The 15,269-nt window shown below is 46.8% G+C and carries 8 protein-coding genes; 5 read left to right on the plus strand and 3 right to left on the minus strand.

What is annotated here, in order from left to right; translation table 11 throughout:
* Positions 1 to 68: 68 nt before the first annotated feature.
* Both AC0J2X_RS10720 and AC0J2X_RS10725 read left to right on the plus strand, forming a co-directional pair.
* Entirely contained in the window at positions 69 to 2,462 is a 2,394-nt protein-coding gene (locus AC0J2X_RS10720) for a glycoside hydrolase family 16 protein (protein WP_472996014.1), read from the plus strand.
* A 66-nt stretch (positions 2,463 to 2,528) separates the two neighbouring features.
* On the plus strand, positions 2,529 to 5,474 hold the full coding sequence (locus AC0J2X_RS10725; protein ID WP_472996015.1) for a TonB-dependent receptor: 2,946 nt from the start codon (positions 2,529 to 2,531) through the stop codon (positions 5,472 to 5,474).
* 91 nt (positions 5,475 to 5,565) lie between these two features.
* Here the strand turns inward: AC0J2X_RS10725 and nhaC are convergent, their stop codons facing one another.
* The 3 genes from nhaC to AC0J2X_RS10740 form a co-directional block, all read right to left on the minus strand.
* Complete coding sequence (gene nhaC, locus AC0J2X_RS10730) at positions 5,566 to 7,053, minus strand: Na+/H+ antiporter NhaC (RefSeq protein WP_472996016.1); 1,488 nt, start codon at positions 7,051 to 7,053, stop codon at positions 5,566 to 5,568.
* 230 nt (positions 7,054 to 7,283) lie between these two features.
* Positions 7,284 to 9,836: a glycoside hydrolase family 3 protein gene (locus AC0J2X_RS10735; protein WP_334038753.1), complete on the minus strand. Its 2,553-nt coding sequence runs from the start codon at positions 9,834 to 9,836 to the stop codon at positions 7,284 to 7,286.
* A gap of 12 nt (positions 9,837 to 9,848) precedes the next feature.
* Complete coding sequence (locus AC0J2X_RS10740) at positions 9,849 to 11,111, minus strand: sugar MFS transporter (RefSeq protein ID WP_334038752.1); 1,263 nt, start codon at positions 11,109 to 11,111, stop codon at positions 9,849 to 9,851.
* Positions 11,112 to 11,316: 205 nt separating this feature from the next.
* Here AC0J2X_RS10740 and AC0J2X_RS10745 point away from each other — a divergent pair, with 205 nt between their 5' ends.
* The 3 genes from AC0J2X_RS10745 to AC0J2X_RS10755 are packed head-to-tail and all read left to right on the plus strand — an operon-like array spanning position 11,317 to position 15,265.
* The gene (locus tag AC0J2X_RS10745) at positions 11,317 to 12,675 is read left to right on the plus strand and encodes a GH1 family beta-glucosidase (RefSeq protein WP_472996017.1); all 1,359 of its coding nucleotides are present in this window, start codon (positions 11,317 to 11,319) and stop codon (positions 12,673 to 12,675) included.
* Positions 12,676 to 12,693: 18 nt separating this feature from the next.
* On the plus strand, positions 12,694 to 13,695 hold the full coding sequence (locus tag AC0J2X_RS10750; protein ID WP_472996018.1) for a LacI family DNA-binding transcriptional regulator: 1,002 nt from the start codon (positions 12,694 to 12,696) through the stop codon (positions 13,693 to 13,695).
* Between the two features lies 1 nt (position 13,696).
* On the plus strand, positions 13,697 to 15,265 hold the full coding sequence (locus AC0J2X_RS10755) for a sugar porter family MFS transporter (protein WP_334038749.1): 1,569 nt from the start codon (positions 13,697 to 13,699) through the stop codon (positions 15,263 to 15,265).
* Positions 15,266 to 15,269: the final 4 nt, after the last annotated feature.

Raw genomic sequence — 15,269 nt, forward strand, 5'->3', positions numbered from 1 at the left:
AGTCCTGATTATTTTTTCATAATCATAACAGACTCAATGTTTTAATTCCTAATGCCGATTTCGAGGGGATGGGCGCAAAACCCCAAGAAGGAGCGCAAAAGCCTTACACGTCAGCCCGTCTAAACACGCGCTACAAAGCAGACTTTAAATACGGCCGTATTGAAATGCGTGCTAAATTACCCTCGGGCCAAGGCAGTTGGCCGGCGTTTTGGATGATGCCTACTGATGAGGTTTACGGTGGCTGGCCTCGTTCTGGCGAAATTGACATCATGGAAGCCGTAAACCTTAAGGCACTAGATGCTGACGGCAATCCTGAAAGCCATATTCACGGCACCCTTCACTATGGTCAAGAATGGCCAAATAACGATAGCTCAGGCAAAGCCTACTCGCTTCCTGATGGAGCGAATCCAGCAGACGACTTTCACACCTACGCCGTTGAATGGCAAGAAGGCGAAATTCGCTGGTACATGGACGATTACCTTTACGCTACGCAGCGTCGTTCAGAAGTTCGTTATAACGCAAACGGTGACGCAACTGGACTTTCTCACCGCGGCTGGTATGCGGAATACTTTGAGCAAGGCACAGGTGAGCTAACCACTCACTGGGACAACGCGCCATTCGATCAAGAATTCTACATTATCCTTAACTTTGCAGTAGGTGGCGACTGGCCCGCTAACGTAAACGAAACAGGCATTGATGCTGAAGCGTTTTCCGAAGGTCAGACTTACGAGGTCGATTATGTTCGAGTGTACGAATGTGCATCGAACCCAGACACCGGCAAGGGCTGTGAAACTGTTCGCCCAGGTTACAACTCACTAGACGATGCATTAGTGGAAGGCGAGGCGCCTATCCCTTCACCACCGTCAACCGGTGTTGCACAAAACCTTACTATTTTCGACGGAACACCTAATCCAAACTGGCCTGCGTGGGACTGCTGTGGTGGGTCAACACCAGCACTCGTAGAGGATGCCGAGCAAGGACAGGTTTTCGAATTTGCTATTAATGAAACACCTACGGTAATGGGCTTTATCAGTCGAGCTCAATTCATTACCGACCCAGAAGGTGAAGCTTCACCGTTTGATGCGTCTCCAATGGAAGAAACCGGCAGTGTTAAATTCGATCTGAAAGTTACATCGCTGCCTGCAAATGCGACAACTAACTGGCTATTTAAGATTGAAAGTTCTGAAGGGTCAACTGCCGCAGAACTTCCACTAATGGACGGCTATGTAGGACCCGCAGACACCGCTGGTGCTGCGCCTGAACAAGGTGTGTGGGAGTCTTACGAATTTCCACTTAGCGCGCTTGCAGCAGCAGGTTTAGATACAAGTGCTATCGATGTCATCATGGTTTTCCCTGCATGGGACACCGGCAATGGAGCAGTGTATCGCATGGCTAACGTAGAAATTTCGCAAGAAGGCGGAGCTAGCTACCCAGAATTAGTCATCTTCGAAGATGGGCAAAACCCTAACTGGCCTATGTGGGACTGCTGTGGTGGCTCTACCCCTACTGAAGAAATGGACAACGAAGAACACGGTCTAACTGCAGAATTCCGCATTGGCGCAGAACCGACTGTAATGGGCTTTATCACGCGCTCTGAATCTGGCGGCGGTGACACCCCATTCGATGCAACAGCACTTACCGACGGTGGCTTATTGCAATTTGATATGCGCGTAGTGAGTGCGCCTAGTAACGCCGAAGCATCTTGGATATTCAAAATCGAGTCTAATGACGCATCTACTGCTGTTGAATTGCCACTTTCTGATAGCGTTGAGGGTCAGGAGCCTGTAGAAGGTGAATGGCAAACCTACACATTTACCATTTCAGAATTGCAGGCACGTGGTTTGGACGTGAGTGCTATCGACGTCATTATGGTTTTCCCAGCTTGGGGCACAGGTGAAGGCGCGGTTTATCGCTTAGACAATGTGAAATTTTACCACCCTGATAGCAGCGAAGATGCGTCAGGTGCGGGCATCACGCTCTTTGCTGATACAGCAGCTGAACAATGGTCAATCTGGGATTGTTGTGGTGGCTCCACGCCAACTGAAGAAGTAGATGACGCGGAACACGGCACAGTAGCAGAATTTCGCATTGGCGCCACACCAACGGTGATGGGTTTCTTAGCTGATGAAACCGTATCATTCGATGCTTCATCACTACTTTCAAATGGCGCGATTAAGTTTGAAATGAAAGTGAGTTCAATGCCTAACGACGCCTCTGCACCTTGGTTGTTCAAAGTAGAGTCCATTAATGTCTCTTCTGCTGTTGAACTTCCAATGTCGGCCAGCTTGGAAGGTGCTGATCCGGTTGAAGGTGAATGGCAAACATACACTTTCCCACTACAAACCCTATATGACGCAGGCTTAGATATCAGCGCTATCAACGTCATCATGATGTTCCCAGCATGGGGGCAAGGCGAAGGTGCAGTTTATCGCATCGACAATGTAGAAATAGCAGCACAGTAACAAAGCAAATGCCGCTTTATCTTTTAAAGCGGCAGTGACCAATTGATAAGAATTAGTAGGGCAATTATGAAAAACACACCATTTAAAAAGACCCAGCTTGCCACATCAATGGCTTTGTTGATGGGCTCTACCCTAGCTTTTCCCTCTTACGCGCAAGAATCAGAAGCCGTTACTCCGGCAGAAGATGAAGTCGAAGTTATCCAAGTAAGCGGTATTCGCGGCAGTATGATCCGCTCCATGGACTTGAAACGCAGTTCCAATGGCGTTGTAGATGCCATTTCTGCCGAGGAATTAGGTAAATTTCCAGACACAAACTTGGCGGAAGCACTTCAGCGTATTACCGGTGTAACTATCAGCCGAAATAACGGTGAAGGTAGTCAGATTACTGTGCGTGGTTTTGGACCAGAATTTAACTTGGTTACACTAAACGGACGCCAAATGCCGGGCACCGGATTCACTCGCTCATTCGACCTAGCGAATTTGTCTTCTGAAGGTGTAAGTACGCTTGAACTACAAAAAACTGCACGCGCAGAAAATCCTAGTGGCGGTCTAGGCGCGACAGTAAATATTATTACTATGAAGCCTCTGTCTCAGCCGGGACAAAATGCCACAATCTCGGTGAAAGGCATTCATGACACCTCTGTTGAGGAAGGCGATGACCTCACGCCTGAAATTGCAGGTGTATATAGCAATACTTTTGCGGATGAAATGTTCGGTTTTGGTGTTTCGTTCTCGCACCAAGAGCGTGATTTTCAACAGCAGTCTGCAAATATCCAAGGGTGGCAGCTTCAAGAAAATGCAGCTCTGCCTGATCTTGACCCTGCGAATGTGGTAGACAACCGCACGAACATTACCGACGTAGCTTTCTTCCCGAAAGATATGAACTATGGCATCAATGATGTTCAGCGTGAGCGCCAGAACGGACAAGTCACACTGCAATTCCGCCCGGTTGATGCTTTTACAGCGACAGTAGACTATACCGCTTCGCGCGCCACAACTGGCACAAATTCCGTGGGTTGGGGAATATGGAACAACTTCGGCGCTAACATTAATGCGTATGAATTAGATGAGAATGGTACGGCGGTGTACGCTGACATTAGCGGTGATGATGGTTCATTTACTGCTAGTAGAAATACCACTCGTGTTGATGCCCGCTCGCTAGGTGTTAACTTTGACTGGATGATTAACGACGACTGGCACGTCAGCCTTGATTACCACGACTCGTACAACGAAATAGACAACGGCTACGATAAAGGCTTAGGTAGCTCTGGCCAAATCATCTTAGGCTCAAACCAACTTGATTCAAAGGTTTATGATTTCCGCGAAGGTGAGATTCCGCAGGTTTATGTGAACTGGAATAATGGCACCAATGAAATTCTGCCTAGTGAAATTGACTCAAACTTCAGTCAGTTCATTTACTCGCCTGGTCGCTCTGATATCGAGCAGCTTCAACTAGACGGCACTTGGTACAACTCAGCGTTCGAGATTCCACTTGTAAAAATCGATTTTGGTTACGCTCGCACAGAGCAAGCGCTATCCGGCTTTAGTGCGTGGAGTGGACTACGCGGTGGCCCAGGGTTTAGCCCATCGTTTACCGAAATTTTTCCTGACAGTATGTTTGTTCGCCATGACACCTCTGGCTTCTTAGACGCCTTTGACGGTGGCGGCGCAGGCATGAATCCAGGCTATTACTACACCTATGATTTTGATGAAGCGATTGCCCGTCAACTTGCTTTCATTACTGGTGATGTCGTTGGCGAGAGTAACGCTTACTCTATCGACCCTTACTTCAGCGGAGCACCTTCTGTCAGTAACGTAGAGGAAATTACCGACTCTATTTATGTTCAGTCAGAGTGGGACTTCGAGGTCGGTGATTATTACGTGCAAATAAATGCTGGTGTACGCTACGAAGAAACAGAAGTACCAAGCTCTGCGGAAGTGCGCGTTCCGGTACAGGTAAATTGGGTCGCAGCTTCTGAGTGGATCACACAGTTTGAAGACGAGCTACAGGTGCAAGACTTTACTGGCGAATATGACATTTTATTACCCATGTTCGACGTAAAAGTAGATGTGACGGATGACATTGTTGCGCGTTTCTCTTGGGGTAAATCAATTACCAGAGCGCCAATTGGCTTACTACAAGGTGGCTTGGCATTCAGTGGAAGCCCTAAAATTGGCGCGAGAACCGCATCGGCGGGTAACACCAGCTTGCTACCGTTCGAGTCAACTAACTTAGATCTTTCATTTGAGTGGTACTACGACGAGTCGAGCATGCTTGCCGTGGGTTTATTCAGAAAGTCGGTTGAAAACTACATTACAACCACAGGTCAAGATCAGCAGTTCGAAGGTTTACGCGACATCTATCAAGGCCCTCGCTGGAACGAAGCCGTGACCGCATTATCGGCAGCTGGTGAGCAAGCCACCGATAGCGCTATCTATAATTACTTTATTGATAACGGCTATGCTGACGAAAACGGTGTGGTAACCCCTAATGCGGACGACCCGTTAATTACCTGGCGTACCACACAGCCTGGTAATTCCAGCGATTCAAAAACGGTTGAAGGTATTGAGCTAGCTATACAGCACACGTTTGGCGACACTGGTTTTGGTTTCGGCGCCAACGCAACGTTAGTTGACGGTGACGTTGAATACGATCCTTACAACCTGAACGAGCAAGACCCGCTAGTAGGTATCAGTGACTCGGCCAACTTCCAAGTGTTTTATGAGAAAGAAGGCCTTTCTGTGAAAGTGACCTATGCATGGCGCTCAGACTATGTTGTGGGTATAGGCCAAGCACAAGGCTCTTCAGATAACCCAGCAACTCAGTTCGACACCTTTGGTCAAGTTGATGCCAGCATCAACTATGATGTGAATGAGCATCTAACTGTCTTCCTAGAAGGCGTAAACATTAACGACGAAACAGAGCGTGGCTACGGCCGATTTGAAGAGCAATTCTTATTTGCTCGTCAATACGGACCTCGCTACACGCTTGGCGCTAGATATACTTTCTAAGTTGATAGAGCAATAATACTAAGGGCCTTTTCAGGCCCTTTTTTGTAATTAAATAGCATTGTTTTAACGTCGACAAATCGCTTATCCAACATTACTCGGTAACGGGCGTTCCGTCCTTATTAAATTTCGCTATTTCAGCGCCAGAAGACTCCCACTCTTCCTTTTCAGCTTTAGTGGCTTTGGGTGAGAACCAACCAACGTAGGCGTAAAATATTCCTATTAGGGGTGCCGTCCAACAAGCAAAGGCAAGAGGGATGTACAGCAGGTTTTCTAAGTTTGCGCCAGAAATACCCAGGCCAAGAGCAGATATCACAAACGCACCACCGGCATTCCAAGGGATGAGCGGAGACATTAACGTGCCCCCTTCTTCAATGCCACGGGACAGGTTAAGCGTGGAATAACCCATGCCTCTATAAACGGGTGAATACATTCTTCCCGGCAAGGCTACCGACAAGTACGGGTCGCCAGCCACCAGATTAGTAGAAAACGCCGTACCAACCGCTGCTATCTGTGTACCAGCAAAGGTTTTCGCCTTACTCTTTATTGCATTGATAATGCTTCTTAGGCAGCCTGTCGTTTCTAACGCCCCACCAAAACCAAGCGCAATCAATACCAATGAAATAGTCCACATCATTGACTGAACGCCGCCGCGATTAAGCAAACTATCTATTTCAACAATATTCGTTTGGATGGCATATCCGTTATTTGCATAATTGAAAACGGCTTGCAGACTCTGACCTTGCATAAACATGGCGAAAGCTCCTCCCACAACCGCTCCTGCAAATAACGCAGGAAGTGGTGGAATTTTCTTTAAGGCTAACCCCATAACAACAAGCGCTGGCAATAACGCCCACCCCGTAACGGTAAAGTTATCTTCTAATGCACTGGTGATACCTGCAATTTTTGCAAATGAGACGCTCTGAGCATCGATAACGAAGAAGCCGACGCCAAGGTAAATCAGAAATGCGAGCACCATGGCAGGGATTGTCGTTGCCATCATATTCTTGATATGTGAAAACACATCGGTACCTGTAACCGCTGGAGCAAGGTTTGTGGTATCCGACAGCGGCGATACCTTGTCTCCAAAAAAGGCGCCTGAAACTACTGCTCCCGCCGTCCAGTACATGGGGATATCGAATCCTTCACCGATACCCATTAATGCTAAACCAACGGTGCCTACACTGCCCCAACTTGTACCTAAAGAAACTGAAACGACTGCACAGATAACCATACCCGCGGCCAGAAAAATTTGGGGAGACAGGGTCTTTAACCCATAGTAAATAATGGTGGGTACCGTACCGCTGGCTATCCAAATACCTATGATTATCCCTACAACAATTAGTACACTTACCGACGGCAAGGCAACATGAATAACTTTAAAGATTCCTGCCCGCACTTCTTCCCACGTTAGACCAAGATAAGTACCAACAAAACTTGTTAATGCTATGCCAATGGCAAGCGGTATATGAGGCTCAAACACGCCGAAGTAAAATATCTGGGTGCCGAGGATTAAAAGCGTCAATACAACAGGTGTTAACGCAAGTAAGAGACTTGGTGTTGCACGCTGTTCATCTGTCATTTTACTACCCTGTAATTTTCCCGAATTACAAGAATGAATGCAGGACGGAAACACGTCTTACCTACTTTCATCTCACCAACGATTGTTATTTATATTACAGGTTGGCTACGGGATGAACTGCATAATAGATCGATAAACGGAAGGCTCAAGGTCGGTGTAAATAAAAAAGCCGCCAGTTTTTGAGGTTGGCGGCGTTGTTTTTTCTAGTAGCGTTGAGAGCTACTGACTGTTTAGTTTTGGCAACTTATACTCGCCGATTTGTCAGCCTCAGGGGTAAACTGAATATCTGCCACACTCAAGCTAGCCTTCCCTGAACTTCCCAGCTCAAACGGCACAACAAGGCCGGTAAAATCGATACCCTCATCAACGAAGCACTGTAGGTCAATACTTATGTTTGTCCATGTGTCAGCTGGCATCGCCTTTAGCTGCTCGCTAATATCAATTTGAGTTGAACAGCTGCCTGCTGCGTCTCCCTCGCCTTCACAGTTCATGCCTACCGTTACAGGTGCATTTATGTCTGAGTGACGACTAACGTTAAAGCTTAAGGCACCATGCGTAAGTAGTTGCGCACTTAAATCTTCACGGAAAAAGCTCTTGCTTGCAAAACGCATAGCGGCGAACTCAGTGCCATCGAAAGTGATTTTACGCGCATCTTCCTGCACTTCCTTATCAACCGTACGATAAGTAATTGCTCCAACAGTATGCGTGCTAGCGTTCACTGCCAGAGAATCATCACCAGAGTAAAGCCATAATACCCAAGGTGCCTCAACCGAGCCCTTTAGAATTTCCATCGGCTTGTTGCTGTCAGTACTGACTCTAATTTCAGTATTTAGGGTATCGCTTAGCACGTTGTCATCGCTGTACGTTAAGCCGAAGCCATAAGGCAGCAAAGGTTCATAGGTTTCATCGCCCTTGTTAACGATCTGCTGAGGCTCTGACGGCCACGAGAAAGACAGCTTGCCTTTAAAGTCCTGCTCACCAAACAAAACGTCTGCCACCGCTGCACCTTCAGAGCCAGGAAGCCAAGCTGCAACAAATGCATCAGATGCATTTAGCTCTGCATTAACCCACATCGGACGGCCGCTGATAAATACCGACACCACGGGAATGCCCTGAGATTTCAATTTTTCGAGCAACGCTAGATCCGTCTTGCTACCGTGTTGATAAATTAAGGTTTCTCTATCGCCATGACCTTCTGCATAAGGCTCTTCACCGAACACCACTATGGCTACATCAGGTTTAGTTTCAAAGCTACCGTCAACTGATAGCTGTACGTTGCCACCTGCATTTTCTACATGCGCTTTAATACCGTCATAAATAGAGCTGCCGCCAGGGAAATCATCATTGGTATTATTTGTTCCTTGCCACGTGATGCTCCACCCCCCAGATTGCTTGCCGATGTTATCTGCACCATCGCCCGCTACCAGTATGCGTTTGCTTGCAGAAATCGGGAGAGTTTTATTCTTATTTTTCAGCAGCACCAGAGACTCTCGCACCGCTTGCGCCGCCACTTCTCTATGCTCTGCCTTACCTATAAGCGAACGGTCACCAGATAACGGGCGGTTTGCCGGGCTTAGCTTTTCGAAAAGCCCAGCGCGTACTTTCACTCGAAGAATTCGGCGTACCGCATCGTCAATACGCGACATAGGGATGGTGCCGTCGTTTACTTGAGCAAGAGTGTTGTCATACAGCACCTTCCAATCGTTGGGCACCATAAAAATATCCAAACCTGCGTTAATGGCCTGCGCACAATCTTCGTTGTTGCAACCTTTAACTTGCCCATGACCGTTCCAGTCACCGACTACAAACCCGTCAAAGCCCATTTGCTCTTTAAGTACGTCGGTTAGTAAGTACTTATGACCATGAAGTTTCTCGCCATTCCAGCTATTGAACGACGCCATAACAGACTGTGCGCCCGCCGTTAATCCGCCCACATAGCCTTGGGCGTGAATATCAAATAACGCTTGTTCGCTGGCAACATTGTCACCTTGGTCATCACCGCCAACCGTACCGCCGTCACCTACAAAGTGCTTAACTGTACTAATTACACGCTGATCGCTTAAAAAGTCTTTGTCAGCTGCGCCTTGAAGACCTTTAACCACTGAAGCGGCATACTCTCTAACAATGGCTGGGTCTTCAGAATAGCTCTCGTAGGTTCTGCCCCATCGGTCGTCGCGTACCACAGCAACGGTAGGCGCAAATACCCAATCGATGCCCGTCGCCATGACCTCTTTAGCCGTAATGTGTGCAATCTTCTCAACCAGTTCAGGGTTGTTCGTAGCACCTAGACCAATGTTGTGAGGAAACAAGGTTGCACCTATAACATTGTTATGACCGTGAACAGCGTCTGTCCCCCACATTGTAGGAATTGTCGAGCCATCCAAACTGTCGTCAATGGAAGCTTGATAAAGCTTTTCTGCAAGCGCTACCCAGTCTTCTGGTGTGGCGTGCTTGTCGTTATTAGGGAATGCACCACCGCCATTAAGATAAGAACCAAATCCGTATTTGCGCATATCTTCTACCGTGATATTGCGAATTTCAGGCTGGATCATCTGCGCAATCTTTTGCTCGACAGTCATGGTAGACAGAATTTCTTCAACCTTGGTTTCGACAGCAGGGTTTGATTTAACTTCAATATCAAGCTTAGGCCACACAGCGCTCGCTTTGCTTGGCGTCGGCTCAACGCTTTCAACTGAAGCAGCATCTTTTTCAGCAGAACATGCACTAACTAAAACGCCAACCAATGCACCGGTAACAACTTTCGCGATTATACTTTTTCGCATTCTTAATCCTCGTTACTTTTCAGTGGTATTAATGTGAGATACGCGACTTCCTACAAGGCCATAGTAGGCAATGTAAAGGTAGCAAGAAGCGGGTAGTAAAAATGACAGCGTGACGCCGATAGTGTCTGCCAGCATGCCCTGTAGAAGTGGAATAATGGCGCCGCCAACTATGGCTAAACAAAGAATGCCAGAACCTTGTGGGGTGTCTTTTCCTAGCTGGTGAAGTGCAAGACTAAAAATGGTAGGGAACATGATTGAGTTAAACAAACCTACTCCCAAAATGCTCCATAGCGCGATGTCTCCTGTGCTTGAAAGTGATAGCAAAATAAGCGCAATAGCCATACAAGCGTTAAACGCCAGCACGTAGCCACCCGAGATTTTTTGCATGACCACAGCACCGATAAAGCGCCCTACCATCGCGCCTCCCCAGTAGTAAGCAAGTAGCTTGGCCGCCCCTGCCTCACTTAATCCGCCAACCGCCGGACTCGCTAGATAATTCACTAGCATGCTGCCAATAGCCACTTCCGCGCCGACGTACATAAAAATGCCAACAGCGCCTAAAACAAGGTGCTTGTGGTGCCATGCTCCGCCTTTAAACACTCCAGTGCTTGCGCTGGTGTGATTTAACTTCGGCAGCTTTAAATACATAAAAATAAGAGCCAGAAGAAAAAGTGACGCAGCAAGAATTAGGTAAGGCACTTGCACGTCTGATGCGCTTGGCGTGCCGCCCCCGTGCTCGCCCGTTGCTCCGTAAATAAGATAAGAGCCAAAGAAGGGAGCCACAGTCGTACCAAAAGCGTTAAATGCTTGGGTCATGGTGAGTCGTGACGAGGCAGTTTTAGGGTCACCAAGCGCCGTTACATAAGGGTTGGCAGAGACCTGAAGTACAGTGATTCCAGACGCTAGGACAAAAAGAGCTAACAGAAAAATACCGTATATTTGACTTGATGCAGCGGGGAAGAACAGCAAGCACCCCACGCAGGCTATGGCGAGCCCAAGTACAATACCTTTCTGGTAACCAATGCGCGACACCACCATGCCTGCAGGCAGTGACACAATGAAATAGGCACTAAAAAAGCAAAACTGAATCAGCATTGCTTGTGTGAAGCTAAGGTTGAATGCACCTTTTAAGTAAGGAATAAGGATGTCATTCAGACAGGTAATAAAACCCCACATGAAGAACAGCGTGGTGAGTGAGATAAGCGCAAAACGGTATCCACCGTTTGCCTCTGCCTCTTGGGCGCTTGAAATATTAGGCTGCACTGGTGTGTCCACGAATAACCTCTGTTGCTATTTTTCTATTTAATGATAAATTTACATTTGAAAGCGCTTACATCTAACTGCAAGCAATTTTGTAAGCGCTTACATTGAAGAGATAATTACACGAAGCGTAATCGAATTCAATGTAAATATGATGTTATTTGCCCTGTCTAGCGCAGGGTTAATATGAAAAAATTGTTATAGTCAGGACATACCCACGATGCAAGAAATTAACCTTCCATCCAATTCAATGATGTTGTCGAAAGACTTTTTGTTTGGTGTGGCTACATCAAGTTTCCAAATAGAGGGAGACAGAAAAGGAAGATTAGATTGTATTTGGGACACGTTCTGCGAAAAGAAAAATGCCATTACTGATGCCACTAATGGTGACATTGCCTGTAACCACATAGATTTGTGGAAACAAGATGTAGAGCTAATTGATTCTCTTGATGTTGACGCTTATAGACTGTCTATCTCGTGGCCACGAGTGATGAAACAGGACGGTAGCGTAAACGAAGTGGGCATGCGCTTTTACGTAAACTTAGTCAATGAAGTTATCAAGCGCGGCATGAAAGTGTTCGTGACGCTTTATCACTGGGATTTACCGCAACACCTTGAAGACAACGGTGGCTGGCTTAATCGCAATACAGCCTATGCATTCGAAAAATATGCTGAAGCCGTAGCAAACGCGTTGGGCGAAAAAGTCCACTCCTACGCGACATTAAATGAGCCATTTTGTTCAGCCTATTTGGGTTATGAGGCAGGCATTCATGCACCTGGAAAGACAGGCATGGCAAATGGTCGAAAGGCAGCGCATCACTTATTGCTTGCTCACGGTTTAGCGTTGAAGGTGCTTAACCGAATTTGCCCAAAAAGCCAAAACGGTATCGTACTTAACTTTAGCAACTGCCATACAAAAAGTGATTCACAGGAAGACATACACGCCGCCAAACTCGCCGATGACTACCACAATCAATGGTATCTAAAGCCTATTATAGAAGGTAAGTACCCTGACATTATCGATAAGCTTGATGCCGACGCAAAACCTGACATATTGGACGGTGATATGGCTCTTATTTGCCAACCAATCGATTACTTAGGCATTAATTACTACACCCGCACTGTGTATCAAAGCGATGGCAACGGTTGGTTTGAAATTGTGCCTCCAGCCACAACCGAATTAACCGCAATGGGCTGGGAAATTACTCCTGATGCCTTTACCGAGCTGCTTGTTGATTTGCACCAACGCTACGACTTACCGCCTATTTATATTACTGAAAACGGAGCAGCAATGGATGATGAGCTCATAGATGGGGAAGTGTTGGACAATGGGCGTACCACCTACTTTCACACACATTTAAATGCGGTAAATGAGGCAATAGAAAAAGGCGTAGACATACGCGGATATTTTGCATGGAGCCTAATGGACAACTTTGAGTGGGCACTGGGCTATTCAAAGCGTTTCGGCATAGTTTATGTCGACTACGAAACCCAAAAACGTACGCTAAAACAAAGTGCTTTGGCTTATTCAAAACTGGTTAAGAGCCGGATAAATGGGTACATTACCGGTATCAAATAAGGACAAGTACCAAACCGTATGGCAACAATTTACCAAGTATCAGAGGCCGCAGGTGTTTCGTTAGCTACCGTTTCTCGCGTTATGAATGGCAACGCGAAGGTAAGTGAACGCACCCGCAAAAAAGTAGAGGATGCTATGGCGTCGTTGGGATATCAACCCAATGCCATTGCTCAATCTCTTGCGTCAAATCGCACTAACAGCGTAGGTTTGCTCGTATCAGAACTTCACGGCTCTTACTTTGGCGACCTGATGAGTACGGTAGAACATGTGCTAAAACAAAATGGTAAGCACGTTATTATTACCGCCGGTCATGTGGATGAAAAGCGCGAGCACGAAGCTATTGAGTTTTTAAAAAGCCGCCGTTGCGATGCGTTAATTCTGCACGCTGAAGCGGTATCTGATGAGTACTTAAAAACATTAGTAGACAGTAAAATCCCCGTTGTTGTGATAAACCGAAAAGTGGACGCTCTCGACGAGAACTGCTTTGTTGTGGACAACGAAAGAGGCGGCTACATGGCAACGAAAGCTGCTATTGATGCAGGCCACAAAAAGATTGCGTACATCAGCGGCCCGCTATTTAAAAAAGATGCGAGCGATCGTCTGGCAGGTCACAAAAGAGCCCTTCAGGAAGCAGGGGTTACCTTTAGTGAAAACAGTGTTTTTGAAGGCGACTTTCATGAGTCGTCAGGCCAAGAGGGTATGCAGCATCTTCAAAAGGCATTCCCTCATTTTACAGCTTTGGTATGTGCTAACGACGAAATGGCCTCTGGTGCAATGACCGCCGCAAGAGAAGCGGGTTTTGATATCCCTTCACAGCTTTCCATAATCGGTTTCGATAATGTGCTGTTTTCGCGCTACCTTTATCCAAAACTCACTACCATTAATAACCCTATTCACGCTATGGGAGAAATGGCTGCTTATTGGGTGCTACAACATGTTTATGACATAAAAAGCCCTATTCCTATTGAGCACTTATTTGAACCCGAAGTAGTAAATAGGGACACATTAGGCAAATTATAAAATGAATAAAGCCCTGTCTCCGTCGCTGTATTACACACTCATTGTCTCTCTTGGAGGGTTTATTTTTGGTTTCGATGCCAGTGTAATAGCAGGAGCCAATGGCTTTATCGATGCCGAATTTAACCTAAGCGATTGGCAGCAAGGCTTCGTCGTAAGCTCACCGACACTAGGCGCGCTAATAGCCATGCTATTTGCCGGCGGCGTTAGCGACGCTATTGGCAGGCGCAAAGCACTTATTCTTGTCGCTTTCCTTTACCTGCTTTCTTCTGTCGGCTCAGCCTTAGCCCCTAATTTCGAACTATTAGTGCTTTCTCGCTTTATTGGCGGCATTGCCTTTTGTTCGCTGATCATTGCCCCGCTGTATATTTCGGAAATAAGCGCACCAGAAAACCGAGGCAAAATGGTGTCGGTGAACCAGCTAAACATTGTATTTGGCTTCGCCCTATCCTATTTCACCAACTATTACCTGTTGCAGCTGAGTAACAGCGGTGCAGGTTGGGTTGCTGAATGGGGTATAGATACGCATTTGTGGCGCTACATGCTGGGCTTGGAGGTTATCCCCGCAGCACTATGGTTTGGTTTCCTGTTTACTATTCCGCGTAGCCCCAGGTGGCTGGTACTCAAAGGCAAACACGAGGAAGCCGAACAGGTTATAAACCGCTTATTCGACAAAGCCCAAGCCAGCGCTCTTGTTGAAGATATAGCGTCCTCACTTAAAGAAAAGTCGTGGCCTTTTCGTGAACGCCTGGGCTTTCTAAAGGCAAAGGCCATGCGATTTCCGTTAATGGTCGGCATTATTATTGCCATTGCTCAGCAAATTACCGGCATTAACGTTATCTTTTTTTACGCGCCCACGATTTTTGAACAAAGCGGTGTAGGTACCAATGCGGCATTTATGCAGGCTGTATGGATTGGCTTGGTTAACGTAGCATTTACCGTAGTCGCTATGCTAACTATTGATAAATGGGGAAGAAAACCGCTGCTACTGATTGGCTTAGCTGGCGTAGTGATCAGCATGTCTATTTGTACCTATGGCTTTAAACAGGCGACATATCAAGTACAGCAAACGGCCATAAACGAAATACAGCAAGATGCGCCGAGTGTGGCAATAAAGCTAACATCATTAACCAACGATACTTATTATTCAGACGTCGAGTTTAAGCGCGCGCTTAAAACCGCACTAACCAGCGAAGAATACGATACTTACCAGCAACCATTGCTTACAAGCAGTATTAACATGAATGCGCCTTTAGTGTTGTTTGGCATTATTGCGTTTGTTGCTTCGTTTGCGATGTCTCTTGGCCCTGTGATGTGGGCAATGCTTGCTGAAATTTTTCCGAATCAAACCCGTGCTTTGGCTATTTCATTAGTGGGTATGGTGAATTCACTCACCAGCTTTCTTGTCCAGGTCATCTTTCCTTGGGAGTTGGCTAACTTGGGAGCCGCGGCCACGTTTGCAATCTACGGCGGGTTTGCCTTAGTCAGTCTGATCTTAGTTGCCAAGCTCTTCCCAGAAACAAAAGGAAGAACCTTGGAGGAAATCACAGAAGAGTTTGAGCGTTGCGCTTAGCTGA

The organism is Alteromonas sp. R7, assembly GCF_055755235.1.